At 37.5% G+C, this 25,288-nt stretch carries 25 protein-coding genes, 1 tRNA gene and 1 pseudogene; 17 read left to right on the plus strand and 10 right to left on the minus strand.

Going from position 1 to position 25,288, the window contains the following annotated elements:
• The first annotated feature begins 23 nt into the window (after nt 1-23).
• Nucleotides 24-653, plus strand: a complete 630-nt coding sequence (locus IEV69_RS06535) for a LysE family transporter (protein ID WP_188440697.1) — start codon at nt 24-26, stop codon at nt 651-653.
• Complete coding sequence (locus tag IEV69_RS06540) at nt 653-988, plus strand: MGMT family protein (RefSeq protein ID WP_188440699.1); 336 nt, start codon at nt 653-655, stop codon at nt 986-988. The genes IEV69_RS06535 and IEV69_RS06540 overlap by 1 nt, the downstream gene beginning before the upstream one ends.
• A 27-nt stretch (nt 989-1,015) precedes the next feature.
• Here the strand turns inward: IEV69_RS06540 and IEV69_RS06545 are convergent, their stop codons facing one another.
• Nucleotides 1,016-1,792, minus strand: a complete 777-nt coding sequence (locus IEV69_RS06545; RefSeq protein WP_188440701.1) for a T9SS type A sorting domain-containing protein — start codon at nt 1,790-1,792, stop codon at nt 1,016-1,018.
• A gap of 250 nt (nt 1,793-2,042) precedes the next feature.
• Between IEV69_RS06545 and IEV69_RS06550 the strand changes: the two genes are divergently transcribed.
• The 4 genes from IEV69_RS06550 (at nt 2,043) to IEV69_RS06565 (ending at nt 4,886) form a co-directional block, all read left to right on the plus strand.
• On the plus strand, nt 2,043-3,170 hold the full coding sequence (locus tag IEV69_RS06550) for an Mrp/NBP35 family ATP-binding protein (RefSeq protein ID WP_188440703.1): 1,128 nt from the start codon (nt 2,043-2,045) through the stop codon (nt 3,168-3,170).
• 3 nt (nt 3,171-3,173) lie between these two features.
• Nucleotides 3,174-3,416 carry a NifU family protein gene (locus tag IEV69_RS06555; protein WP_188440705.1) on the plus strand — a complete coding sequence of 81 codons (243 nt, stop codon included), beginning with the start codon at nt 3,174-3,176 and terminating at the stop codon, nt 3,414-3,416.
• Nucleotides 3,417-3,485: 69 nt separating this feature from the next.
• A complete protein-coding gene (locus IEV69_RS06560; protein WP_188440707.1) occupies nt 3,486-4,541 on the plus strand; it encodes an NAD(P)/FAD-dependent oxidoreductase in 1,056 nt (351 codons plus the stop codon).
• Between the two features lie 15 nt (nt 4,542-4,556).
• Nucleotides 4,557-4,886: a 2Fe-2S iron-sulfur cluster-binding family protein gene (locus IEV69_RS06565; protein ID WP_188440710.1), complete on the plus strand. Its 330-nt coding sequence runs from the start codon at nt 4,557-4,559 to the stop codon at nt 4,884-4,886.
• Nucleotide 4,887: 1 nt separating this feature from the next.
• Here the strand turns inward: IEV69_RS06565 and IEV69_RS06570 are convergent, their stop codons facing one another.
• The 6 genes and pseudogenes from IEV69_RS06570 to IEV69_RS06595 all read right to left on the minus strand — a co-directional run.
• Nucleotides 4,888-5,955, minus strand: coding sequence for an AI-2E family transporter (locus IEV69_RS06570; RefSeq protein WP_188440712.1), 1,068 nt, complete (start codon nt 5,953-5,955; stop codon nt 4,888-4,890).
• Between the two features lie 58 nt (nt 5,956-6,013).
• Complete coding sequence (locus IEV69_RS06575) at nt 6,014-7,192, minus strand: acyl-CoA dehydrogenase family protein (RefSeq protein WP_188440713.1); 1,179 nt, start codon at nt 7,190-7,192, stop codon at nt 6,014-6,016.
• 88 nt (nt 7,193-7,280) lie between these two features.
• The gene (locus IEV69_RS06580; protein ID WP_188440715.1) at nt 7,281-7,619 is read right to left on the minus strand and encodes a hypothetical protein; all 339 of its coding nucleotides are present in this window, start codon (nt 7,617-7,619) and stop codon (nt 7,281-7,283) included.
• A 38-nt stretch (nt 7,620-7,657) separates the two neighbouring features.
• Nucleotides 7,658-8,374: a tRNA1(Val) (adenine(37)-N6)-methyltransferase gene (locus tag IEV69_RS06585; protein WP_188440717.1), complete on the minus strand. Its 717-nt coding sequence runs from the start codon at nt 8,372-8,374 to the stop codon at nt 7,658-7,660.
• A gap of 31 nt (nt 8,375-8,405) precedes the next feature.
• On the minus strand, nt 8,406-8,930 hold the full coding sequence (gene rimM, locus IEV69_RS06590) for a ribosome maturation factor RimM (RefSeq protein WP_188440719.1): 525 nt from the start codon (nt 8,928-8,930) through the stop codon (nt 8,406-8,408).
• A 110-nt stretch (nt 8,931-9,040) separates the two neighbouring features.
• Nucleotides 9,041-9,616 (minus strand): annotated as a pseudogene (locus IEV69_RS06595) (30S ribosomal protein S16); the annotation flags it as partial.
• A 214-nt stretch (nt 9,617-9,830) separates the two neighbouring features.
• Between IEV69_RS06595 and IEV69_RS06600 the strand changes: the two are divergent.
• The 6 genes from IEV69_RS06600 (at nt 9,831) to IEV69_RS06625 (ending at nt 17,365) form a co-directional block, all read left to right on the plus strand.
• Complete coding sequence (locus IEV69_RS06600; RefSeq protein WP_229741376.1) at nt 9,831-10,619, plus strand: DUF6252 domain-containing protein; 789 nt, start codon at nt 9,831-9,833, stop codon at nt 10,617-10,619.
• Between the two features lie 147 nt (nt 10,620-10,766).
• Nucleotides 10,767-15,125 carry a DNA polymerase III subunit alpha gene (gene dnaE, locus IEV69_RS06605; protein WP_188440725.1) on the plus strand — a complete coding sequence of 1,453 codons (4,359 nt, stop codon included), beginning with the start codon at nt 10,767-10,769 and terminating at the stop codon, nt 15,123-15,125.
• Nucleotides 15,126-15,227: 102 nt separating this feature from the next.
• Entirely contained in the window at nt 15,228-15,545 is a 318-nt protein-coding gene (gene trxA / locus IEV69_RS06610; RefSeq protein ID WP_188440727.1) for a thioredoxin, read from the plus strand.
• Between the two features lie 76 nt (nt 15,546-15,621).
• Nucleotides 15,622-16,164, plus strand: a complete 543-nt coding sequence (locus IEV69_RS06615) for a ClpP family protease (RefSeq protein ID WP_188440729.1) — start codon at nt 15,622-15,624, stop codon at nt 16,162-16,164.
• A gap of 58 nt (nt 16,165-16,222) precedes the next feature.
• Complete coding sequence (locus IEV69_RS06620) at nt 16,223-17,152, plus strand: DUF58 domain-containing protein (RefSeq protein ID WP_188440731.1); 930 nt, start codon at nt 16,223-16,225, stop codon at nt 17,150-17,152.
• Between the two features lie 139 nt (nt 17,153-17,291).
• A tRNA-Asp gene (locus tag IEV69_RS06625) sits at nt 17,292-17,365 on the plus strand.
• A 433-nt stretch (nt 17,366-17,798) separates the two neighbouring features.
• On the opposite strand, the gene IEV69_RS06630 is transcribed toward IEV69_RS06625, so the two are convergent.
• The gene (locus tag IEV69_RS06630; RefSeq protein WP_188440733.1) at nt 17,799-18,722 is read right to left on the minus strand and encodes a LysR family transcriptional regulator; all 924 of its coding nucleotides are present in this window, start codon (nt 18,720-18,722) and stop codon (nt 17,799-17,801) included.
• 94 nt (nt 18,723-18,816) lie between these two features.
• Between IEV69_RS06630 and IEV69_RS06635 the strand changes: the two genes are divergently transcribed.
• Together IEV69_RS06635 and IEV69_RS06640 are read left to right on the plus strand one after the other, a co-directional pair.
• Nucleotides 18,817-19,092 (plus strand): hypothetical protein, encoded by a 276-nt coding sequence (locus IEV69_RS06635; RefSeq protein WP_188440734.1) that lies wholly within the window; start codon nt 18,817-18,819, stop codon nt 19,090-19,092.
• Between the two features lie 73 nt (nt 19,093-19,165).
• Nucleotides 19,166-20,125, plus strand: coding sequence for a sodium-dependent bicarbonate transport family permease (locus IEV69_RS06640; RefSeq protein WP_188440736.1), 960 nt, complete (start codon nt 19,166-19,168; stop codon nt 20,123-20,125).
• A 160-nt stretch (nt 20,126-20,285) separates the two neighbouring features.
• Here the strand turns inward: IEV69_RS06640 and IEV69_RS06645 are convergent, their stop codons facing one another.
• Nucleotides 20,286-21,542: a cation:proton antiporter gene (locus IEV69_RS06645; RefSeq protein ID WP_188440738.1), complete on the minus strand. Its 1,257-nt coding sequence runs from the start codon at nt 21,540-21,542 to the stop codon at nt 20,286-20,288.
• A 74-nt stretch (nt 21,543-21,616) separates the two neighbouring features.
• Here IEV69_RS06645 and IEV69_RS06650 point away from each other — a divergent pair, with 74 nt between their 5' ends.
• The 3 genes from IEV69_RS06650 (at nt 21,617) to IEV69_RS06660 (ending at nt 24,691) form a co-directional block, all read left to right on the plus strand.
• Nucleotides 21,617-22,171 carry a nitroreductase family protein gene (locus tag IEV69_RS06650; protein WP_188440740.1) on the plus strand — a complete coding sequence of 185 codons (555 nt, stop codon included), beginning with the start codon at nt 21,617-21,619 and terminating at the stop codon, nt 22,169-22,171.
• A 94-nt stretch (nt 22,172-22,265) separates the two neighbouring features.
• A complete protein-coding gene (locus tag IEV69_RS06655; protein ID WP_188440742.1) occupies nt 22,266-22,523 on the plus strand; it encodes a hypothetical protein in 258 nt (85 codons plus the stop codon).
• A gap of 98 nt (nt 22,524-22,621) precedes the next feature.
• A complete protein-coding gene (locus IEV69_RS06660) occupies nt 22,622-24,691 on the plus strand; it encodes a glycosyltransferase family 9 protein (RefSeq protein ID WP_188440744.1) in 2,070 nt (689 codons plus the stop codon).
• Here the strand turns inward: IEV69_RS06660 and IEV69_RS06665 are convergent.
• Nucleotides 24,684-25,184 (minus strand): DUF456 domain-containing protein, encoded by a 501-nt coding sequence (locus IEV69_RS06665; RefSeq protein ID WP_188440746.1) that lies wholly within the window; start codon nt 25,182-25,184, stop codon nt 24,684-24,686. The genes IEV69_RS06660 and IEV69_RS06665 overlap by 8 nt on opposite strands.
• Nucleotides 25,185-25,288 lie beyond the last annotated feature (104 nt).

The following is a 25,288-nucleotide window of genomic DNA, read 5'->3' on the forward strand; positions in this document are numbered from 1 at the left end:
TATTCACTCGGTAAACGAGTTTCATGGAAGTCCTTCTGTACTTTTTTTTCGGTTATGTCTTTGCGCTCATCGGTGTCATTCCCCCCGGTTTGTTGAATATGACAGCAGCAAAAATAAGCATCAAAGAAAACCGAAGAAATGCCTTGCTTTTTTCTTTGGGTGTCATCACAATCGTAGGGCTTCAAACCAACATTGCATTGCTTTTTGCCAGATATTTAGACAAACACCCTGAAGTGATTGAAATGCTTCAGCAAGTAGGCCTCGGAATCTTTATTTGTATTACCATCTACTTTTTATTCATCGCCAAGGAAAAGAAACCCGCAACACAGCCCATTGCATACAAATCAAAAAGACACCGCTTTTTTCAAGGCTTACTGCTGGCAAGTTTAAACTTATTTCCCTTGCCTTATTGGGTGTATCTAAGCATTACCTTTTCTTCTTTTGGCTGGTTTGAATTTTCCAAACCCTTCATTGCGTTTTGTGTGACTGGTTCTATAGTTGGCACCCTAACTATGTTAATTGCCTACGCACATTACTTCAATTATGCCAAGAAAAAACAACAGGAAATCAAACTTAACATCAATTATATGATTGGTGGCATTACAGCATTGATCTCGGTAATTACTCTTATTAAAATTCTAAATGATATGTAATGTCCGGCAATGACAGCAATTTTTTTTCAAAGGTTTATGAAGTGGTCAAGCAAATCCCTTATGGACGGGTAACTTCTTATGGTGCCATTGCAAAGCACATTGGTGCAGCTGGCAGTGCTCGAATGGTGGGCTGGGCGATGAATGCTTCTCACAACTTACCCGATATACCCGCCCATCGCGTGGTGAACAGGAAGGGCCTCCTTACCGGTAAACACCACTTTGACGGCACCAATTTGATGCAACAATTATTGGAAAGCGAAGGCATTATTGTGATTGAAAACCAAATTCAGGATTTTGAAAAGGTTTTTTGGGATCCTGAGAAAGAACTGAATTAATTAACCCTTTCAGGGTTTACCAAAAAATCACTGCTTTACAAACTTTTTACTCACCCGTTCACGGAGTTCACTTTCAAACACCACAAAATACAAACCTTGTTTTATTGCTTTTACATCTATAGTTGAATTGTTCGTTTCAAGAAAATGGTTTTGTAACAGTTTGCCGTTGATGTCATATATAGACGCTGAGACTATTTGGTTTGAAGTGTTGTCTATGTTCAAAATTTCTTTGACAGGGTTGGGGTATAAGGCAAAACTGTTTTGATGAAAGGATGAGTTAATAAGAAGAGTTATGCCTCTATATGTTATCCAATCATCTTCAGCATTAAATATGGTTAATAGCCTATGACTCCCAAAGTCTTCTATGGTATAATTAAAAGGGTTTTTTGGCGTCCCATCTGTCTCTAAAGGCAAATTGAAATAAAAACTATTATGTAGATCAATAAATGCTAAATCCCCTGGGTCTGTACAATTACCCGGCGTGTAAGATTCAATATTTAATAGTGAAAATTGGGCTTCATTTAAATCAATAAATGGAACCGAAAAAAACTCAAAACAATTTCCATAAGTGAACTCAAATACATCTTCACCTGAAATCGAAGATTCAAACTGTGAGACATGATGCTCTTCTTCAGGAATGGTTAAACCATTAATTTCCCCTTCAAGTAAATGCCAGGAATCTTGTAAAATTAAAGATTGTGAATAAACTGCTCCTGATCCTTGATGCAGTAAAAAGCCCTGGAAACAGAGTGTAATAATTAATCCCTGGAAAATGTTAATTAATTTAAATTGAAAGCTTCTCATGAGTTCAAGGTTTTTAATTTTGATTAAATTTTTGGCTCCTTGATTAACAACTTCACAATCTAAATTTAGTGAAAATATTTCTATAAGCTTTTTGGTTTGTATTAAAACCAGTGTTAATACCATTTAAAAACCGCCATAACCCTAAACAATACCCCCATAAATCAAATAAATCAAACCCTTTCACAAAATCAAGTTTTCCTTGTATATTTGCACTTTAGAATTATTCTATATAAGCTACTGAAAAAGAAGTATGAAGTTAGACAAACAACAAATTTTAAGTGCCCTGGAAACCATTACCGTTTCCGGTGAAGGAAAAAATATGGTGGAAAGCGGTGCCGTTCAAAACGTCATCACCTTTGCCGATGAAGTGATCGTTGACCTATCACTTAGCACTCCGGCAATGCATATAAAAAAGCGTGCTGAAAGCGACGTTGTCAAAACCATTCAGGAAAAAGTGCATCCCGACGCAAAGGTCAAAGTCAATATCAAAGTCAACGCGCCTGAAAAACCCCAAATAAAAGGAAAAAACATCCCCGGAATACATAATATTGTGGCCGTAGCTTCCGGTAAAGGCGGTGTTGGAAAATCAACCATTACGGCAAATATAGCGGTAACTTTAGCCAAAATGGGCTTTAAAGTGGGCGTGCTCGATGCCGATATTTATGGTCCTTCCATTCCCATTATGTTTGATGTTGCCCAGGAAAGACCCTTATCAGTCAATGTGAATGGGAAATCTAAAATGAAACCTGTTGAAAACTATGGCGTAAAAGTGTTGTCCATCGGTTTTTTCACCCAGCCTAATCAAGCAGTGATCTGGAGAGGACCTATGGCCTCAAAGGCACTCAATCAGCTTATTTTTGATGCAGACTGGGGCGAGCTTGATTTTATGTTGGTGGACTTACCTCCTGGCACCGGTGATATTCATCTTTCAATAATGCAGTCGTTGCCCCTCACAGGTGCAGTGGTAGTGAGCACGCCTCAAAATGTAGCCCTCGCCGATGCCCGCAAAGGAGTCGCGATGTTTCAGCAGGAAAGCATCAATGTACCCGTTTTGGGAATTGTAGAAAACATGGCCTATTTCACCCCTGAAGAACTTCCGGATAACAAATATTATATCTTTGGAAAAGAAGGTGCTAAAAATCTGGCCGAAGATTTGGAGGTTCCCTTTTTAGGAGAAATGCCACTGGTTCAAAGCATCAGGGAATCCGGTGATGTGGGACGACCCGCTGCGATGCAAAACGGCACGCTTTTAGAAAAAGCTTTTGAAACGCTTACGCGAAATATTGTACAGGAAACTGTAAACAGAAACGAAAACCTTCCGCCTACACAAGCCATTCAAATAACCACTATGGCCGGTTGCAGTGCTGTAAAAAAATAAGCTATGACAAATCAGGAATTAAAAAGCAACATCGAAAAAGCCTTGGAGGAAATCCGCCCTTTTTTACAAAGTGACGGAGGTGACATCAGTTTAATATCAATTGATGACGGCAAAAGTGTAACCGTTCAACTTCAAGGAGCTTGTGTGGGATGTTCTGTCAATCAAATGACTTTGAAAAGTGGTGTAGAAATGACCATTAAAAAATATGCTCCACAAATAGAACGCGTTATCAATCTGGAAGGTTAATGGAGACATAAATCATTTCCTCAATTTTTAGTTCACTTAATTTTGCAATTTACCACAGAAAACAATTCAATGATTAAAACAGATATACTTATAATTGGAGCTGGCCCCACAGGACTTTTTGCAGTTTTTGAAGCCGGTCTTTTAAAGTTAAAATGTCACTTGATAGATGCACTACCTCAACCCGGAGGACAACTTGCAGAATTGTATCCCAAAAAACCCATTTATGATATTCCCGGTTTTCCTGAAGTTTTGGCGGGTGAATTGGTGGACAACCTGATGAAACAAATTGAGCCCTTCCAACCCGGTTTTACTCTGGGAGAACGTGCTGAAACCATTGAAAAACAAGAAGACGGTTCTTTTATTGTCACTTCAACCAGCGGATTGAAGCACCAGGCTTCTGTAGTCGCCATTGCAGGCGGACTTGGAAGTTTTGAACCCAGAAAACCACTCATTCCCAACATTCAACAATTTGAAGAAAAGGGTGTGGCTTATTTTATTAGAAACCCCGAGGTTTTTCGCAATAAAAAAGTAATCATTGCCGGTGGTGGTGACTCAGCTTTAGACTGGAGTATTTTCCTTTCTGAAGTGGCTTCAGAAGTGACCCTGGTTCACAGAAGAAATGAATTTAGAGGCGCTTTGGACTCTGTTGAAAAAGTTCAGGAACTTAAAAAATTGGGCAAAATTACTTTAATCACCCCTGCAGAAGTTGTCGGTTTAAGAGGCAATGAACATTTGGATGCTGTGGTGATTCAAAAAGCAGACAAAAGTGAAGAGACCCTGGAAACTGATTATTTCATTCCACTTTTTGGGCTTTCTCCAAAACTGGGACCCATAGCAGACTGGGGACTTGAAATAGAAAAAAATGCGATTAAGGTAAACAACTCTCTGGACTATCAAACCAACATTCCCGGCATTTATGCTATTGGCGATGTGAATACCTATCCCGGAAAATTAAAACTGATTTTATGTGGTTTCCACGAAGCCACGTTGATGTGTCAAAGTGCTTACCAACGTATTTTTCCTGATAAACGCTATGTGATGAAATATACAACTGTGGGGGGTGTTCACGGATTTGACGGCAGTAAGAAAGAAGCTCCAAAAGCAGTGGTCAAGTCAATTGATTAAATTCTTTAAGATTCAATGTCAGACATAACAATTTCAATCACAGACAGAGACGGTGCTATTCACGAAGTGCAAGCTCCCACAGATATGAACATGAACCTTATGGAAATTGTGCGTTCATATGAACTCGCTGCTGAAGGAACAATTGGCATTTGTGGAGGAATGGCGATGTGTGCTTCGTGTCAATGTTATGTTGAAAGTAACCATGAGCTTCCTGAAAAAGGAGATGAAGAAGAAGCTATGCTTTCCGAAGCATTTTTTGTGAAAGATAACAGCAGGTTGGGATGTCAAATCCATATCACTCCGGAACTGGATGGTTTGAAAGTGACATTAGCCCCTGAAGAGTAATTTATTTTTTCTTTTTCCCATCTGTACTGAATAGATAACCAAAAGGTTTCAACACAGGAATATTGTTCAGCAACACATTTAGAATTCCAAAAACCGGAATTGCCAAAATCATCCCTATCACACCCCAAAGTAAGTTTCCCAAAATTATTGCAAGGATGACAAAAAAGGGATGTACGTTCACTTTATCTCCCACTACATAAGGTTCAAAGATGTAACTTTCCACAAATTGGACAATAGTAAAAGTTATCAATATTCCAATCAATACACTTATTTCCCCGTTTATCACAAAACCAAAGGCCACGGCGATAATCATTCCAATAATATTCCCTATGAATGGAATTAAAGTTAAAAAAGCTGCAATAACACTCACAAGAATAAAATTATTAACTCCTGATATTCCCAAACCAATGCTATAAAGTATTGAAAGGAAAAAAATTAAAATCAGTTTCCCCATTAAATAATCCTGACCTATGGATGAGGTCTTATTGAAAATTTCATGAACTTGTTCTTGTTTTTCGTCTGGAAACAACCTTAAAATGAACTCCTTGTATCTTTTTCTGTAATGAATTAAAAAGAAAATGTAAATAAAAACCAACAAATAATCAGTCACAAATCCAAAAAAAGATTTTGCAAATGCAAATGCTTTTTCACCGGATTCTCCACGCATTAATACGGTGCCTACATTATTTTCCTCTTTATATTCCTCTACTTGTTCTTTCTTAACAGAAGTGTATTCATAAATCAGATTTTCAGCCTGTTCAATTTTTGGCTTCATATTTTCCTTTATCTGTGCCCAGTCGTCTACAAAACTTTTGATTTGAAATGAGAGGACTGCTATGAGTCCAAAGGAAAAAAGCAATAATAAAAGAGTACTTAAAAGGGAAGCAACCATCTTGTTGATCTTCCATGCTTCGAGTTTTCGGCTCACTGGTATAACAAGTAATGCGAGTATGGTAGCTGTTACCAATGGTGCCAAAAAGACTTTGGCTTCAACAAGTCCCAAAAATAAAAAGTAAAGACCTACAACAACAGCTGTTGAAATTAACAGTAAATTTTTTCCCCTTTCCATGTATCTAATTTAATTCATGGAAAAGATACATAATTTAGATTAAAATAAATGCCAAGGATTACTTAAAAGCATTCAACCCCGTGATATCCAGACCTGTTATCAATAAATGGATGTCGTGAGTGCCTTCATAAGTTATCACACTCTCCAAGTTCATGGAGTGACGCATAATACTGTATTCCCCCGTGATTCCCATACCTCCAAGTATTTGACGGGCTTCACGGGCAATATTGATGGCCATATCCACATTGTTGCGTTTTGCCATTGAGATTTGTGCAGAAGTGGCTTTACCTTCGTTTCTTAACACACCTAAACGCCAGGTTAACAATTGCGCTTTGGTGATTTCTGTAATCATTTCAGCGAGTTTCTTTTGTTGCAATTGGAATTGACCAATGGGTTTTCCAAACTGCATTCGCTCCTTTGAATAGCGCAATGCCGTGTCATAACAATCCATGGCAGCACCAATGGTTCCCCAGGCAATACCATATCGAGCCGAATCCAGACAACCCAGTGGCGCACCCAAACCGGATTTGTTGGGCAATAAGTTTTCTTTAGGAACTTTGACGTTGTCAAATATCAATTCGCCGGTAGCTGAAGCACGCAGCGACCATTTGTTGTGGGTTTCAGGGGTTGAAAAACCTTCCATACCACGTTCAACAATCAATCCGTGAATTCTTCCACTTTCATCTTTGGCCCATACTACAGCAACATGAGCAAAAGGGGCGTTGGATATCCACATTTTGGCTCCATTTAGCAAATAATGGTCGCCTTTATCTTTAAAGTTGGTGGTCATTCCGGCAGGGTTGCTCCCGTGGTCAGGTTCAGTCAAACCAAAACAGCCCATCCACTCCCCGCTTGCCAGTTTGGGAAGGAATTTTTGACGTTGTTCCTCAGTGCCATATTTCCAAATGGGATACATCACCAATGATGATTGTACAGAAGCCGTGGAACGCACACCGCTGTCTCCTCTTTCAATTTCCTGCATAATGAGACCATAAGAAATTTGATCTAAACCGGCACCGCCGTATTCTTCTGGAATGTATGGGCCGAAAGCACCAATTTCAGCCAACCCTTTGATGATTTGTGTGGGAAATTCCGCCTTTTGGGCATACTCCTCTATGATAGGCGAAACATCGCGTTTTACCCACTCACGTGCGGCATCACGCACCAATTTGTGCTCATCACTTAAAAGTTCGTCAAGGTTGTAATAATCTGGTGCTTCGAAAAGATCTGGTTTCATCTGAATAAATTATTTGATAGACAAAAATAGGTATTGGTTCAGTATTGGGCAATGATAATCTTGGAAATATTTTGAGAATGTATAGCTGCTAGGTCAAAAGCCGGAAGACCGTAAAAATCAAAATCACAACCATAATTAATGTATATATCAGTTTATTATGCCTGGCCAGCCAATTGGGCAGGTAAATGTCAAAATTGTCTTTGGTTGAATTGGAATACTTCCTGGCCCAAACAGTAAGCGGGCAATACATTTTAAATGCTAGTAGTGCCAATCCTTCAAGCAAAATAATCCCAAAAGCTATCCACAGCCAAAAGTCAATTTTGTTGACAATGACAGTATACAACATATAAAAAATAACCACATTAAAGAAAAGCCAGATGGCGGTGTGGATAATTTTAATGAGTTTTAGTTTTTCTTCTTTTGTCATAATAAAACTTCCAGGATGAATTTTTTAAAATTAACCTTTTAAAGTTTCAGGTAAAAATCTTTCACCAACTCCTTAAATTCATCAGTATAGTGATGACGGCTGATTTCAAGGACAAGCTCTTGCGCATCGATGGGTTTGTCAACAAATGAAAACTGGAGCAAACTGCGTTTTATGGACGCTGTTTCAGTGCCCCGAACACGTGTGATGCGGTTGGCAAAAAATGATTTTGTTTTCGCGAAAGTGATGAAATGCTCCTCTTCTGCAAAAGGAATCACTACCACGAGTTCACCATTTTCAGAAAGCAATTGGGAAGCATAAGTGACTAAATCTTCAAACGGCAGACTATCATAAAAACGTGCTTTTTTTCTGTTTTCCGGAAGATCAACTTCTCGTTCGTTAGGCACAAAAAATGGTGGATTGGAAACAATTAAATCATATTTTTCATCTTCCGGTTCGTCAGCAAACTCATCGAGAGAAGCGTGAAAACAAAAAAGGCGGTCTGCCCAGGGGGAGTTTTCAAAATTCTCCACACATTGCTCATAGGCATTTTCGTCGATTTCAATAGCGTCAATTTGTTCGGCGGCACTACGTTGCGCAAGCATCAAGGCAATCAAACCGGTTCCTGCTCCAATATCCAAAATGGTTTGGGGGTTGTTTTCCAAAGAAGTCCAGCTACCAAGCAACACCCCGTCTGTACCCACTTTCATGGCACAACGATCTTGCTCTACAGTGAATTGTTTAAATGAAAAACTCATTTTGGGTTTTAGAATTTGGTGCTTGAGTTTTCTAGAGATACATTTCAATCAACCCTTCGGGTGTATCTAAAAGCAGGGTTTTGTTTTTCTTATCCACTTTTTTGATAAAATCATCATTTACGGGAATCAAAATTTGCTTACCGTCACGATCAATTTCAAAAAGTGCTTGAGCAGCGCTATCGTTGACGCCTTTAACAATACCTATTTTTCCAAAGTTTACATCTTCAGCGGTAAAACCAATGATCTCGTGGTAGTAAAACTGTTCATCGTCCAGTTCGGGAAGGAAGCTCAAAGGAAGATATATATCCAGTCCAATGATTTCATCGGCTTTTTGTTCGGTATCAACATCTTCAAAACGCACACGCAGCAAGGTAGATTTGTGCAACCCGCTTTGTTCAATAAAAAAAGGAATCAGGTTGTTGTTAAAGTCAACAAACACTGATTCCAATTCTGTGTACATTTCGGGTTCGTCTGTATCAAGCTTGATCAAAACCTCACCCTTAAAGCTATATTTTCTAACGATTTTGCCTAGGTAGAAACATTCTTCCTTTTGCATCGTTTAATGAATTAAGCTTCTTTTTTCTCTTCTTCTGCTTCTTCTTTTGCAGGAGCCTCTTCAGTTTTAGGAGCTACCTCTGCTTTTGGAGCCTCTTCTGCAGAAGCTTCCTCAGTTTTTGGAGTAGTTTCCTCAGTTGCAGGAGTTTCTTCAGCTTTAGTTTCAGCTTCAGGAGTAGCTTCCTGAGTTTCCTCAGTAGCTTCTTCTGTTGCCTCTTCAGCAGTTGCTTCGGCTTCAGCCTCAGCGGCAGCAGCCATACGTTTTTCATTTACAGCTTTTTCAGCGGCAAGTGCATCTGCTTTTGCTTTTGCTTCAGCTTTAGAAAGTCCTTCTTTTTTAGCAGAAACTCTTCCTGCTTTTTCCTCTAACCAAGCCTGAAATTTCTCTTCAGCTTGCTCTTGAGTTAAAGCGCCTTTAGCAACACCTCCCAACAAGTGTTTTTTCATCATAACACCTTTGTAAGATAAAATTGCTCTGGCAGTGTCTGTAGGTTGAGCTCCATTTTGAAGCCATTTTACAGAACCGTCAATGTCAAGGTTAATCTCTGCAGGGTTGATGTTTGGATTGTAAGTTCCTAATTTTTCAAGATACTTACCATCTCTAGGTGAACGGGCGTCAGCAGCCACAATCCAGTAAAAAGGTTTTCCTTTTTTACCGTGTCTTTGTAATCTAATTTTTACAGGCATATTTAAATTAATTTTTGAGGTTCTCGACCTCGGTTATAATTGAGGGCGCAAAGATACTATAAATTTTATATTTACGATTTAAAAAAGAGCAAATTAAGATTGAAAAGTTTAAATAAATGCTTTTTTTCATTAGGTTTGTAAAATTATATAAGGAAACTGAAATTCTTTCGTTTTATAAAGAAACACCTTTTACATTAAATTTATGAGAACCATTATGCTATTTTTACTTGCAGCTGTTGCCCTGATTGGCTGTGAAGATGTTCAAACAAACAGTCCTGCGCTTCAAGCCAGTTTAAATGATGAATTTTACAAATCCACCGATGTAAGAGCTCAGCTAAGTCCTGATGGATCCCTTGTGATTCAGGGAATGACCGATCTTGAAAAACTAACTATTACGCTCAGTGGCTCATCAGAAGGAGTGTACACACTTGGCGGTAATGGTACAAACAGAGCCGTATTTGAAGACTTTTTGGGCTCAATTTACACAACCAGACCTTTTGGAAATGGTGAAGTTGTTATAGAAAACTCTGCTGACAATACTTTTTCAGGAACATTTAAATTCAATGCTTACCGGTTTGGTCTTGACACTCTTAATGCTCAGCAAGGTCATTTCTACAAAGTGCCAATTCTTGATGCGCCCATTGATGATGATGATGACCAACCGATGGAGCTCAATGCCCTTGTAGATGACAACAACTTTAATCCCTCAATTATTACTGCTGTTACTGAAGGCAATACTATTGTGATAAGAGGTGCTAACCAAAATGATGCAATTACTCTTCAGGTGCCAAGCGATATCAATACCGGAAATTACCCTGTTGATAATGAGGCAATCACAGCAACTTATACACTGGATGGAGCTCAATTGGCCACAGAATCAGGTGAAATAACCATCTCTGCACACGATACAGAATTTAATCTCATCGCAGGTACTTTTTCATTTCAAACAGGAGATCCTGAAAACATTCAAATTACAGAAGGCACTTTTAGCGTAAACTACTAATGTTTTCAACATATTTTTAAGAGCGTGTTAAACTTAAATTTAACGCGCTTTTTTTATAAAAAAACTCCATTGTTAATAACTAAACTTTTATTTCAGGGGGAAGAATTCGTATTTTTAAACCTTATTATTTTCTATAAAAAATGTTGTATGTACCTGATTTTTGATACCGAAACCACGGGATTGCCAAAAAACTTCAACGCCCCAATCACTGATACAGATAACTGGCCGCGTTGTATCCAAATCGCATGGCAATTGCACGATGCGATGGGGAATCTTGTCGAAAGTCAGGACTATTTAATTCAACCCGATGGATTTAACATTCCTTTTGATGCAGAAAAAATTCACGGCATCTCTACAGAATTGGCACAAAAGGAAGGAATCCCGTTAAATGAAATGCTATCCCTTTTTAATGAAGCTTTGACCAAAGCCAATTTTATTGTGGGGCAAAATGTAGGGTTTGACATCAACATTATGGGCGCTGAGTTTTACCGAAAAAGCATCCCAAACAAACTCATTGAGCTTCCGGTCTTGGATACCTGTACAGAACGCACTGCACAACTCTGTCAAATACCCGGTGGGCGCGGAGGAAAATTTAAACTACCCACTTTAACCGAATTACACGAGTATCTGTTTAAAGAACCTTTTTCAGAAGCACACAACGCTACAGCAGATGTTGAAGCAACTACCCGATGTTTCCTGGAACTGGTAAGAAGAGAGGAGTTTTCTGTCAAAGAGCTTGATGTACAACCCGATTATTTTGAAAAATTTTCTAAAGCAAATCCCAAACCTATTGAGCTCATTGGTTTAAAACACATCAATCTTAAGAAGGCTTCAGAAAAAATAAGGAAAGAACTTGAGAAAATAACTGATACAGATGTTTCTCATGAAGATATTAAGCAAAATGTAGCCGATTTAAAAGAAGTTCCTTTTGCTCATTTACACAATCACTCTCAGTTTTCAATTCTGCAATCCACTTCCAGTACCCAGGATTTGGTTAAAGCAGCAGCAGAAAACAACATGCCGGCACTTGCCATCTCTGATACCGGAAACATGATGGGGGCCTTTCACTTTGTGCAGGCAGTAGCCAACCACAATGCCAGAGTTACAAAAGAAGCAGAAGAAAATCAGGAAGAACCCCAAACCATTAAACCCATCGTTGGTTGCGAGTTTTTTGTTTGTGAAGACCGTTTAAATAAAAACACCAAAGACCACGGCTATCAGATTGTTTTTCTTGCTAAAAACAAAAAAGGCTATCACAATCTGGCAAAAATGGCTTCTCTTTCCTATACAGAGGGATTTTATTATGTCCCCCGGATTGACAAAGAAATTGTAGAAAAATATAAAGAAGACCTCATTGTGCTTACCGGAAGTCTTTATGGTGAGGTGCCCGGTAAAATACTCAACGTTGGTGAAAACCAGGCTGAGGAAGCTTTGTTATGGTGGAAAAAACAGTTTGGTGAAGATTTATACATTGAACTGATGCGCCACAATCAGGAAGATGAAAACCGGGTGAACCCTGTGCTTATTGATCTTGCCAAAAAGCACAATGTTAAAGTTGTGGCCACCAACAACACCTACTATATCAATCAGGAAGACGCCAACGCACATGATATTTTACTCTGTGTAAAAGACGGGGAAAAACAAGGTACACCCATTGGCCGTGGAAGAGGCTATCGATATGGATTGCCCAATCAGGAATATTATTTCAAGAGTACCGAAGAAATGAAAGCACTCTTTAAAGACCTTCCCGAAGCTATTTTCAATATCAAAGAAATCATTGAAAAAGTCGAAACTTACACCCTCGCGCGAAATGTGTTACTACCCAAGTTTGATATCCCTGATGAGTTTATTCAGGAGAATGATGAAGATGGTAAGTTGGGTGAAAACGCTTATTTAAAGCATCTCACATTTGAAGGTGCTAAAAAACGTTATTCTAATCTCACAACTGAAATTCAGGAGCGACTCGATTTTGAACTTGATGTCATTGCCAATACCGGTTATCCGGGATACTTTCTGATTGTCCAGGACTTTATAGCTGAAGCCCGCAGGATGGGAGTTTCAGTAGGCCCCGGAAGAGGTTCTGCAGCCGGATCTGCTGTAGCATATTGTTTGGGGATTACCAATATCGACCCCATTGAATATGACTTACTTTTTGAGCGTTTTCTAAATCCTGATCGTGTAAGCATGCCCGATATTGACATCGATTTTGATGATGAAGGGCGCAGTAAAGTGATGGATTATGTAATCGATAAATATGGAGCAAATCAGGTAGCACAAATCATCACATATGGTACCATGGGTGGAAAATCGGCTATCAGAGATACTGCCCGGGTGCTGGACCTTCCCCTGAGTGATGCAGATCGTTTAGCTAAACTGATGCCTGCGATGACCAAACTTCACAAGATTTTTGGTTATTCTGAAAGCGAACTCCGCAAAGCGTTCAGGGCAGAAGACCTTGAGAAAGTAAATGAATTAATCACAATCTCTCAGGGAAATGACCTTCAGGCACAAACTATAAATCAGGCGCGTATTTTGGAAGGTTCCGTTAGAAATACCGGAATTCATGCCTGTGGTGTTATCATCACTCCCGGTGATATCACAAATTATGTACCGGTAGCCACTGCAAAAGATTCTGATCTGTATGTCACTCAGTTTGATAACTCAGTAGTAGAAAACGCCGGACTTTTAAAAATGGACTTTTTAGGCTTAAAAAACCTTACCATAATCAAAGATGCAATTGAGTTAATAAAAATAAAGCGAAACATAGAGCTGGACCCGGACACCTTTCCGCTGGATGATGAAAAAACTTTTGAACTCTTTCAGCGTGGAGAAACAGTAGCAACTTTTCAGTATGAATCTGCCGGAATGCAGAAGTATATGAAAGACCTAAAGCCTACTGTTTTTGCAGATTTGATTGCTATGAATGCACTTTATCGTCCGGGTCCTATTGAGTATATACCCAGTTTTATCAGAAGGAAAAACGGTGAAGAAGAAATCACTTATGACCTTCCTGTAATGGAAAAATTTTTGAAGGAAACCTATGGAATCACGGTATATCAAGAACAGGTAATGTTGCTATCGCAGGAACTTGCCGGGTTTACCAAAGGTGATGCCGACGTTTTACGGAAAGCAATGGGTAAAAAAATCTTTTCGGTATTGGAAAAAATGAAGCCCAAATTCCTGGAAGGAGGAGCTTCCAATGGACATCCTGTTGAAACTTTAGAGAAAATTTGGAAAGACTGGGAAGCCTTTGCGAGCTATGCATTCAATAAGTCCCATTCCACTTGTTATGCATGGATTGGCTATCAAACAGCTTATTTAAAAGCCAATTATCCGGCTGAATATATGGCTGCAGTGCTCTCCAACAATATGAATGACATCAAAGAAGTAACTAAGTTTATGGAGGAATGTAAGCGTATGGGTTTACAGGTTTTGGGACCCGATGTGAATGAGTCTTTTTACAAATTCACTGTTAACGATCAGGGGGCTGTTCGTTTTGGAATGGGTGCCGTGAAAGGAGTTGGCGGCAATGCCGTTGCCACAATTGTCGAAAATAGAAAAGATGGAAAATATAAATCAGTTTTTGATTTAGCTAAACGCGTTGATCTGAGGTCGGCCAACAAAAAAGCGTTTGAAAATTTAGCTTTAGCCGGTGGGTTTGACAGTTTTGACACCCACAGAGCACAATATTTACACGATGAAGGTGATGGAATTCTCTTTCTTGAAAAAGTGCTTCGTTACGCTGCCAAATATCAGGAAAATGAAAATTCATCGCAAATCAGTTTGTTTGGTGAAGCCAGCGAAGTTCAAATTCCCGAGCCGGAAGTTCCCCCTTGTGATGAATGGGGAACTATGAAAAAATTAAAACTCGAAAAAGAAGTGGTTGGAATTTATATTTCAGGGCATCCACTCGACGATTTTAAAACCGAGATGAACACCTTCTGCAGAAATAGAATTGCCAACTTTTATCAATTGGAAAAATTTATTAACAAAGAACTCATTTTTGGTGGCGTAATCACTGATGTTCAGCATCGGGTTTCGAAAAATGGAAAAGGCTGGGCCTCTTTTATGATAGAAGACTACAGCGATTCTTTTGAATTTAGAATTTTTGGTGAAGAGTATCTCAAGTTTCGCCACTTTCTTATTCCAAACGGGTTTTTATTCTGCAGGGTTTTTGTTAAAGAAGGCTGGATCAATAAAAACACCGGAGAAAAAAGCGATATTCGCATTCAGTTCAATACCGTCCAATTACTTCAAGACGTTTTGGAAAACCACTCAAAAAAAATCACAATTCAGTTGAAGCTCGATGAAATTGTGGATGCACAAATTGAAGGTCTAAAAAAATTATTAAAAAATCATAAAGGGAATCACAACCTCGATTTTTATATTTTTGAACCCGAAGATGATATTCAACTACAATTGAGTAGCAGAAAGCAGAAAGTTAAAATTTCTCAGGAACTTATTGAAGCACTTGAAAAAGAAAGTTTTCTCTACAAACTGAATTAAATAATAACATTAATTAATGTTCAAATAATCAAATCTGATTTGATTTTATCAGTTTTGGAAAATAATTTGACTAAATTTGTATTCTATTAAAAAACAAAAATTATGGCATTAGAAATAACAGATGCAACGTTTGAAGAAACGGTGCTTAAAAGCGATAAACCCGTGATGGTAGATTTTTGGGCAGCCTGGTGTGGCCCCTGTAGAATGGTGGGTCCTATCATTGAAGAAATCAGCAAAGATTATGAAGGCAAAGCCGTGGTAGGAAAAGTTGATGTTGACGCCAATCAGGAATTTGCAGCAAAATATGGTGTGAGAAACATTCCAACTGTATTAATATTCCAAAATGGTGAGGTGGTAGGTCGCCAAGTAGGCGTTGCACCAAAAACCACTTATGCTGAAGCATTGGATTCGCTTCTTTAATAAATTAAATACTAAATAAAATAAAAAGGTTTAGCAAGTTGTTAAACCTTTTTTTATTTTTAGAAAAAATTAAAAAATGAGTAAACCCACAAAATGCCAGGACACCATAGACAATAAATTACTGGAAGAAAGAAAAGTATTTCTCTGGGGACAAGTAGATGACGATTCGGCCAAGCATGTAATCGACCGTTTGATGTACCTCGATGCAATCGAAAAAAAAGACATTCATTTTTATATCAATAGCCCGGGAGGCTATGTCACATCAGGCTTTGCAATTTATGACTGCATGAAATCCCTAAAAAGTGACGTGTCGATAGTATGCACCGGTTTTGCCGCCTCTATGGGCTCGATTTTGCTCTCTGCAGGAACCAAGGGAAAACGATTTATCCAGCCTCACGCCCGTGTAATGATTCATCAACCAAGTGGAGGTGCACAAGGACCGGCTAGTGATATTGAAATCACTGCTCAGGAAATTTTAAAAACCAAGGAATTGTGTGCAAAAATTCTCGCTGACAATTGTGGTCAGAAAGTGGAGAAGATTCTTAAAGATTTTAATCGTGACCACTGGATGGATGCAAAGGAGTCTGTCGCTTACGGTATTGTTGACAAAATAATTTAACAATTTCAATAAAAAAGCCCTTTCAGTGTTCAAAACTCTGAAAGGGGTTAAATCATTAATGGACTTACAAAAACAAATTAACGAAATTACAGGTTTTAAAAACCTGGAACTCCTCGCTACACAAGTGGTGGAAGGGTTTATTTCCGGTTTGCACAAAAGTCCTTTTCACGGTTTTTCATCTGAATTTGCCGAGCATAAAGTGTATAATTCCGGCGAAAGCACAAAACATATTGACTGGAAATTATATGCCAAAACCGACAAATTGTTTACGAAACGCTATGAGGAAGAAACCAACCTAAGATGCCACATTATTGTGGACAACTCTACTTCAATGCACTACCCTGAAGTAAAAGAATTCAATATTAATTCGCTAAACAAAGTTGCTTTTTCTGCTCTGGCAAGTGCAGCTATTATGAATTTACTTAAAAGACAACGGGACGCAGTAGGTCTCAGTATCTATTCAAATGAGTATGAGTTTTATGCTCCGGAAAAAGGAAGTGAACGCCACCATCAGATGTTGCTCGACAAACTCAATGAAGCCGTCACCACAAAATCCAATGATAAAAAAACCGAAACTTATCACTTTCTGCATCTCATAGCTGAAAAAATGAAACGCCGCTCGCTTGTGTTTTTGTTTTCAGATATGTTTCAGGATGATGTGGAAGAACAAAAACTTTTTGAGGCCTTACAGCATTTAAAATACAACAAGCACGAGGTTATTTTGTTCCATACAATTGATAAAGAAAAGGAACTTCATTTTGAATATGACAATAAGCCCAGGCGATTTGTCGATGTAGAAACAGGAGCACATTTAAACATATATCCTGATAACATTAAAGATAATTATGAAAAGGCCGTGAATACCTATTTTAAAGAATTGAAATTAAAATGTGCTCAATATAGAATTAAATATGTTGAAGCAGACATCAATGCCGGTTTCTCAAAAATTTTGACAACCTATTTGGTTGAAAGACAAAAGATCACTTAAAGAATTTAATTTTTTTAAATAAATTGTTTGTGTAAACTAAAATAGGGCGTATATTTGCCCTCGCTAATCAGGAAAGTGACCTGTCATTCAAAAAGAGTAAAACACAACGTTCCGTTTTTATTTTAAAACACAAAATATTGGTCTGGTAGTTCAGTTGGTTAGAATACCTGCCTGTCACGCAGGGGGTCGCGGGTTCGAGTCCCGTCCAGACCGCAACTACTTGTCAAATTGTTGACGAGATTCCCGCCTTCGCGGGAATAAAGAAGTTGTGTTGTCCGCCATTAGGCGGAAAGGCTTGTAGTAGAGCCGATGAGAAGCTTTTCGCCTTTGTGCGTAGAGCTTTTTTTGTTTGTGGTCATTTCTGCTAAACAGCAAGTTTTTGGATGTTTTTTAAGAATTTTGGGAAGCAAAAAAGTCCCCTATAATTTACCAGAGTGTCTTACTTTTTCAGATATATCTATCCAAAATCAGTAAATCAAATGTTTAATTCTAACTAATTTAATAAGTTTGACATAAATAAAAATTTATATGTATTATAAATAGAATTTATGAATCTAACTGTAAATTAATTTCAGTTTCATATCTTGATTTCCCTAAAGAATTGCAATCATTTATTTCAGAAGGTTTTATTCCTTCATATTAGTATTTAATATCTTTCAAACCATTGGAAATTTTCTTTTATTATTTTCCTTTTTTCCTTTTTTATGTGATTTAAGTATGCTGATGCAACTGGTGAGAATTTTTTGCCTTTAATCCAGATAATCTGCCAATTGGATTTAATAGGGAATCCTCCAACTGGTATAATTTCAAGGTCTCCATTCTTTAACTCGTTTTTTATTCCTATAATGGGCATCACAGAATACCCTAAACCGGCAATAACAGCTTGTTTTACAGCTTCATTAGACGTGAGTTCCATTTTTTTCAGAACTGTCAGGTTATTTTGCTTCATAAATTCCTCCATAACGTGTCGGGTCCCTGACCCTTGTTCCCTGTATATCAATGGAATTTCACAAAGAATATCACTGCAATGGTGTCCTTTTTGTAAATCCTGTCCTTTACTCCCAATCAAGAACAACTTATTTTGCATCAATACTATGCTTTCAACCTGAAGGTTTTCAGGAAGTACTGAAACAAGGGCAAAATCAATTTCATTATTTTCGAGATTTTCTATAACTCTGGATTTATTGGTCACGTCCAAAGATAGATTCACACCCTGATTTTGCTTAATGAAAGATGATAAAAAGTGTGGCATTACATATTTTCCAGTAGAGACTATAGAAATTTTCAATCGCCCCGCAAGCTGTCCCTGATAATTCAATCTTATTGAGTTGATAGCCTCAACCTCTTTTAAAATATTTTCTGCCGCTTCTGCTATTTCTTTTCCAAAATCTGTTATATAAATTTTTCTTCCAATTACCTCTGTAAGAGGTATTTCAAACTGTTCTTGTAAATTTTTTAATTGAATGGAAACTGCCGGTTGAGATAAGTGCAATTCAATTGATGCCTTTGTAACGCTTTGAGTTTGGGCTATTTTTAAAAAAACCTGCAATTGATGTAATGTATAGTTCATTTAAATATCTTATGGATTATATCAAATATATAAATTTTCGTTTATATATTCTATCGCCGAAATTTGAGGCATCAATTTTTAAACAAAAAATACGATGGAAACTTATAAATTAATTGACGGAAAATTTAATTCTGATGATGCCAAAGAAATACTTATGAACATGATAAGTAGTAAGATTCATTTTCATGCTGTCAAAGACTTTAGCATGCAAGAGCGTACAGGTGAAGCAGAAGCTTTATCCAGGGAAAGAATTAAAGAATTACAAAAAACAAAAGAGCAAATTATCTCAATAATCGAAAAAGCCAGAAAAAAGAATCTTATCCTCGAAGTACATTCATCTGTAAACATATCTTTTGTATCAAAAGAGTAGGCAAAATTATAGTGATATTTTAAGCCCATTTCGATTTCTAAGAAATAGATACTAAAATAAAATCAGAAAAATCATGAATCTTGACTTACTAATAGATAATTTAACCAGTCCGGCATTACTTTTCTTTGTTATGGGAATCCTGGCAGTTCAAATAAAAAGTGATTTAGAAATCCCCGAAAGTTCATCAAAATTTATTTCCCTTTACCTGCTTTTTGCGATAGGATTTAATGGTGGTCGTGAATTAGCTCATAGCCATTTTACTATGGAAATAGTCTGGACAGCACTGTTTGGGATAATAACTGCAGTTATTATCCCAATTTACACATTCTTCCTGTTAAAAAGAAAATTAAGTATTGAAAATTCAGGTGCCATAGCAGCTGCTTATGGTTCAATTAGTGCTGTAACTTTTGTCACTGCAGTTTCTTTTTTGGAATTACAGCAAATATCTTTTAGTGGGCACATGGTTGCTCTTATGGCTTTAATGGAAGCCCCGGCTATTGTCATAGGTGTGATATTGATTAAAATGTATAGTAAAAAAGAGCAGAATTCCCCAAAAATAAAAAGCTTGGTTAGTCATTCTTTTGCCAATAGCAGTGTGGTTATGATTCTAGGCAGCTTGATTATTGGTCTTTTAGCAAGTGAAAGTCAGGCGCAAGGCATTTCTCCTTTTACAACAGATATTTTTAAAGGATTCCTTGCTATTTTTTTGCTAGATATGGGTATAATTAGTGGAAGAAAATTAGGGGACTTTATTAAAAGTGGCTGGTTTACCACAGCTTTTGCCATAGTCATTCCGTTAATTAATGGATGTTTGGTGGCTTGGATAAGCTTTTTGGTAACAGAAGACGTGGGAGATAGATTCATGCTTTCTATTTTGGCGGCAAGTGCCTCTTATATTGCTGTACCGGCTGCAATGAAAATAGCTGTTCCTAAAGCCAATCCCGGCCTATATTTACCTATGGCTTTGGCTGTAACATTTCCATTTAATATTACCTTCGGCATGCCTTTATACTTGTCAATAATTGGAAGTTGAAATAGCTGTCATTTAAATTGAGACGATAAGAAGCTTTTCGCCTTTGTGCGTAGAGCTTTTTTTGTTTTTGGTCATTTCCGTTAATAGCAAGTTTTGGATGGTTTTTAAGGATTTTGGGATGCATTTTAGTGCCCCAAAATATTTTCGAGTGCCCCACTTTTTAAACATCATCCAACCCATGTCTCTTGGGGTTTTTTCTGAAATAGCTTATAATTGATGGTGCTGTTAATCCATGTAAGATGATTGAAAATAAAATAATATAAACCGCTATTGAATAAAGTTCATATTTATTTTTAAAAAGATCCGTTTGCATAAAAGCCCATGAAAGGTAAAATATTGAACCCACTCCCCTAATCCCTAAAAAACTGATGGCTAATTTGTTTTTTAGGGAGTCCTTTATTCCTATTAAAGCGATCATTCCTGCCAGAGGCCTTATTATTAAAACAAACACTACACTAAAGAGAATGCCTTTCCAATCAGTCATCTCTAGAATCCCATTCATTATTGTCCCCCCAAAGAGAATAATCCAAACCACTATCAAGAGCCGCTCAATCTCGTGACTAAAGTCGTGAATTTTCTTTTTGTACTTCCCGCTAACATTTTCAGAATAACGAATGCTTAATCCCGTAAAAAAGACAGCAATAAATCCATAACCGTGAACCAATTCACTTAAACCATAAACAGCAAACGTTAAAGAAAGTGCCAAAAACCCATCATAGGTTTTGATTCCTTTCCATTTTTTTAAGTGGGTTAGGATATAGCCAATAGATCTTCCTAATAAAATACCTACTGCAACACCAATAACAATTTTAAGGAGTAATTTATCCCAAAACCAATCGCTAAAACTGAATGCAGCTAAGCTCCCTGCCTGGACCACCATTACAGCGAGATATGTAAAGGGAAAAGCCATCCCGTCGTTCAAGCCGGCTTCAGCAGTAAGTGAAAATCTTATTTTATCTTTCAATTTATCCTCCCGTTCAGGATCATCTAATTGCACATCTGAAGCCAGGACAGGGTCTGTGGGAGCTAACACCGCTGCCAGTAAAAGCGACGCCGGAATACTGAGTGTTAAAAAATAAACCCCCAGTAAATATGCTGAAAGCATCGTTAAGGGCATTGTTATTGCAATCAATAATAACGGCCGCTTCCATGCTTTAAAACTATAATTGCTACCAATTTTTAACCCCGCTCCCATTAACGAGATTATGACGATGGCCTCAGAAAAAATCATCATGGCATTATCACTCCACAATAATTCTGTCCAGCCGAGTGGGGTGCCAATTAAATAAAGTAAAATACCTATGGGTAATAAAATAACTGGCGAACTCACTTTTATTTTATCTGAAATAGAAGGCAGCCAGGCCATCAGCAGCGTAGCAAAACCCAAACTGGCTAAAAGTAAGTAATGATCATTCATAAATTTAAAATTAAGGTATTTTTTGAAACACCCTTGGGTTTTTTAATAACTTTAGCAATTAAAAAAAAAGATATATGATCTACAACACCATAAAAAATAGACGTGCCGTGTTCCCGGTACAATACAATCAAGAGCCTATCACTAAAAAAGAAATTCAACATATTATTGAAGCTGCAAACTGGGCACCCACACACAAACGCACTGAGCCCTGGAGATTTAAAGTACTGCAAGGCGAAAGCTTAAACAAATTAGGGAATTTTTTAGCTGAAAAATACAAAGCCACTTCAGAAAAGTTTTCAGAGTTTCATTTCAAAAAACTCAAGGAAAACCCAACTAAAGCTTCTTGCATTATTGCCATCTGTATGCAACGTGATCCAAAAGAATCCCTACCAGAATGGGAAGAAGTAGCTGCCACAGCCATGGCTGTTCAAAATATGTGGCTTACCTGTACTGAAATGAACATTGGTGCCTACTGGAGTTCTCCGGGCTTGATTCGATACTTACACGAATTTTTTGATTTTGCTCAAGGCGAAAAATGCCTCGGTTTTTTTTATATGGGAAAATTTGATGAACAATTAAGTGAGGGAACCAGACAACCTATTGAAGACAAGACTCAATGGTTTAAATAATTGAGCCATAATAGTAGGGTATAGCACTTTTAACTTGTTCTTTTATTATAACAGGTTAATTATTGTTAACTTTATAACTTAAAACCAATAAATTATGGAACGTAGAAAATTTATTAAGAAATCTGGTCAAATCATTTTGGCCGCCTCTACACTGTCCATTACCGCCTCATTTTTAAACTCTTGCAGCACTGATGACGATGGTTTTTTTGATGACGGTTACTACGATGATGGATATTATGATGATGGGTATTACGATGACGGTTACTACGACGATGGATATTACGATGACGGTTACTACGACGATGGATATTATGATGACGGGTACTACGATGATGGATACTATGATGGATAATATCTATTAGGGGGATTTTTTATAACTAATTTTACTCCAAAGATTGTTTTTGGAAAGTTATTCTTTTACCCTAACAAAACATTTTACAATACTCTTTATTGAAATCAATTGTTTTTCTTCACGACACTGATATAAATACACCCCGGGGGGCAGAACTCACAATTAAAGAGTTGATGCAGCTTGGAGAAGAGAAAGGCTATACAGTTTCTGTCGACTTGTTGAGAAACCTTGAAAAAACAAAAAAAGTAATTGAAAATACAAACCTTATTGTCCTTAACAGCACTTCGAGGTGCAGTTTTGAACTGGAACTTTTACAATTTTTAATTGACTCTTCTATACCATATATTAAAGTTGAATATGATTATAATTTTTGTATACGACGAAATATTTTATGCACCGTGGATCGAAGTGTAAAAAGCTGCTGCAATACAGATAAGTTTCATCTATACAGAAAACTCTTTGCAAACTCAAAACTGAATATTTTTCAATCACCCAAACATTATTCTTCTCATTATAAGTTTTATGGTGAAGCTGTAACAAAACATTTGATTATGCCACCCACGGTTCAGGTTGAAAAACTAAAACCATCACCTTTTAAACAAGACCATACCATTCCCTTCTTTGGTGATTTAAACTATTTAAAAGGTGGAGATCCCTTTGTAGATTATGCCTTTGAACACCCCGAATTAAAATTCATAGTGTATGGTGAAAATCGCCTACGAAGGGAAATACCTGAAAATATTTCATTTCATAAGCCAGTTGCAAATGAAAAAGTCCTGGAAATTTTAGGAAAAACAAAGCAATTTATCTGTAAACCCGTTTGGCCTGAGCCCTCAGGGAGACTGGCCGCAGAAGCCTTTCTTTCAGGTTGCGAAATGATTACCAATGACCGCATTGGTACTTTTTCCTTTGATTTTTATCCAAACAACAAAGAAAAAGCAATCCGGGAAATAAAACAGGCACCCGAAAATTTCTGGGATGCCATCAAAGGAATTTTAGAAAAAAAGGAGGAAAAACAAGAACAAAAAAACTTAGGAAAGGTACTGGTTTATAAAAGTTATGGCGGACTGGGTGATATCTTTTTTGCAATACCGGCCATTAATAAATTGGTTGATGTTTCAGAACAAGTCGACTTTGCCGTTGCTCCGCGTTTGGTCTCATTTTTCAAAAAACACTTAGACAAAGTTACTGTAGTTGATGAAACGGTTGCCAGAACAACCGAAAACCAATATGATAATGTTTACGAATTGGGAAATTATCCCGCATTCAGGGGGTATGATTTACCACACGCTTTAAAATATCCCACACATAAAAAAGTAAAGCAACATGCAATTCAGCACTATATTGATACCGTGTCCAAGCTTCATAGAAATATAGATAATCATCTGGAACGCTATCCTTACTTCAAACGAAATTCAAATCCCAAAGAAAAATATTATGTAGTACATCATGGTGCCGGATTTCTTTTAAAAATTTGGCCCACTGAAAAATATGCAGCACTCATTGAGCGTTTACACGAAATTTTTCCCAACCTGAAATGCAAAATCATTAAAGGACCAGATGACCCGGATATTGAAAGCTATTTTTCAAAAGAATTGACCCATTTAGAATATATAACCGGAGGAATGGAAGATGTGGGTGAAGCCATGGCCGGAGCATTGTTTCACATAGGCAACGACGCCGGTATCACGCACGTGGCAGGAGCTTTTAATGTGCCATCGGTAGGGATTTATGGTCCTACGGGTCCCGGAAGTTGGGGAAGTTTTGCAGAATACAACGAACTCATTTGGGGTAAACAAGGGGTGTGTAACTTACGATGTAATTATGATGTAATACTCAATTGTGAACACAGAATTTGTTTAACATCTGTGACTGTTGAGCGGGTACTGGAAGCCCTCTACAAAGTGCTTCAAAAAGCTTATAAAGACAGGCCAAGAAGCGTAACAGTCAACCCAATGCTTGAGATTAAAGAGGGGAAAAAAGATTGCTTACTAACATTGAATGGTGATGAGTTTTTAATTGAATACAATGATGAAGCTATGAAAAAACAATTGCAAACACTCTTTGAAAATCCTTCAGCAATTAACAGTAAAAACCAAGACCTTCAATTAGCGGTCACTTTATTTAAACAACAAAGCATCCTTTTTGATATACCGGTATTTAATTAAAAAACAAATGCCAGTGTTGATAGGTTTTCCATAAATATAGTAGCAAAAAGGCCATCGACACGATAAACTTCATAAAAGTAGAGGCTAGAAACCCCAAAAAAGAACCAAACGCAGAACGTAAGGCATTTCTTGTCGTACTTTTTTTCAATAATTCACCGATAAAAGCACCTACAAAAGGCCCGATAATAACACCAAATGGAATGGGCGCAATAAGCCCAACAACAAGCCCTATGCTTGCCCCTATCATTCCATACTTGCTCCCACCATAACGCTTCGTTCCCATAATAGGGATGATGTAATCCAGTATGATCATTAATGCCGCCACCAAAAAGGTGATTGTCAAAAATGTATAATTCATAGGAACCACTTTTGCAAGATGAAATGTCAATAAACCCAACCAACCTGTGATGGGGCCCGGCAATACCGGCAAAAAACTTCCGGCAATGCCCAGTAAAACCAGCAATAATGAAAGGAATAATAGAAATAAGTCCATCGTTTTTTTTGAATAAGTCTAATTTACTCTTATTTGGTTACATAAAAAAATATAACTAAAATATTAGTTTAAACTAATTTTTTAGTTATATTTACATCCGTTAT

This window comes from Planktosalinus lacus (assembly GCF_014640155.1).
In the GTDB taxonomy this organism is placed as follows: domain Bacteria; phylum Bacteroidota; class Bacteroidia; order Flavobacteriales; family Flavobacteriaceae; genus Planktosalinus; species Planktosalinus lacus.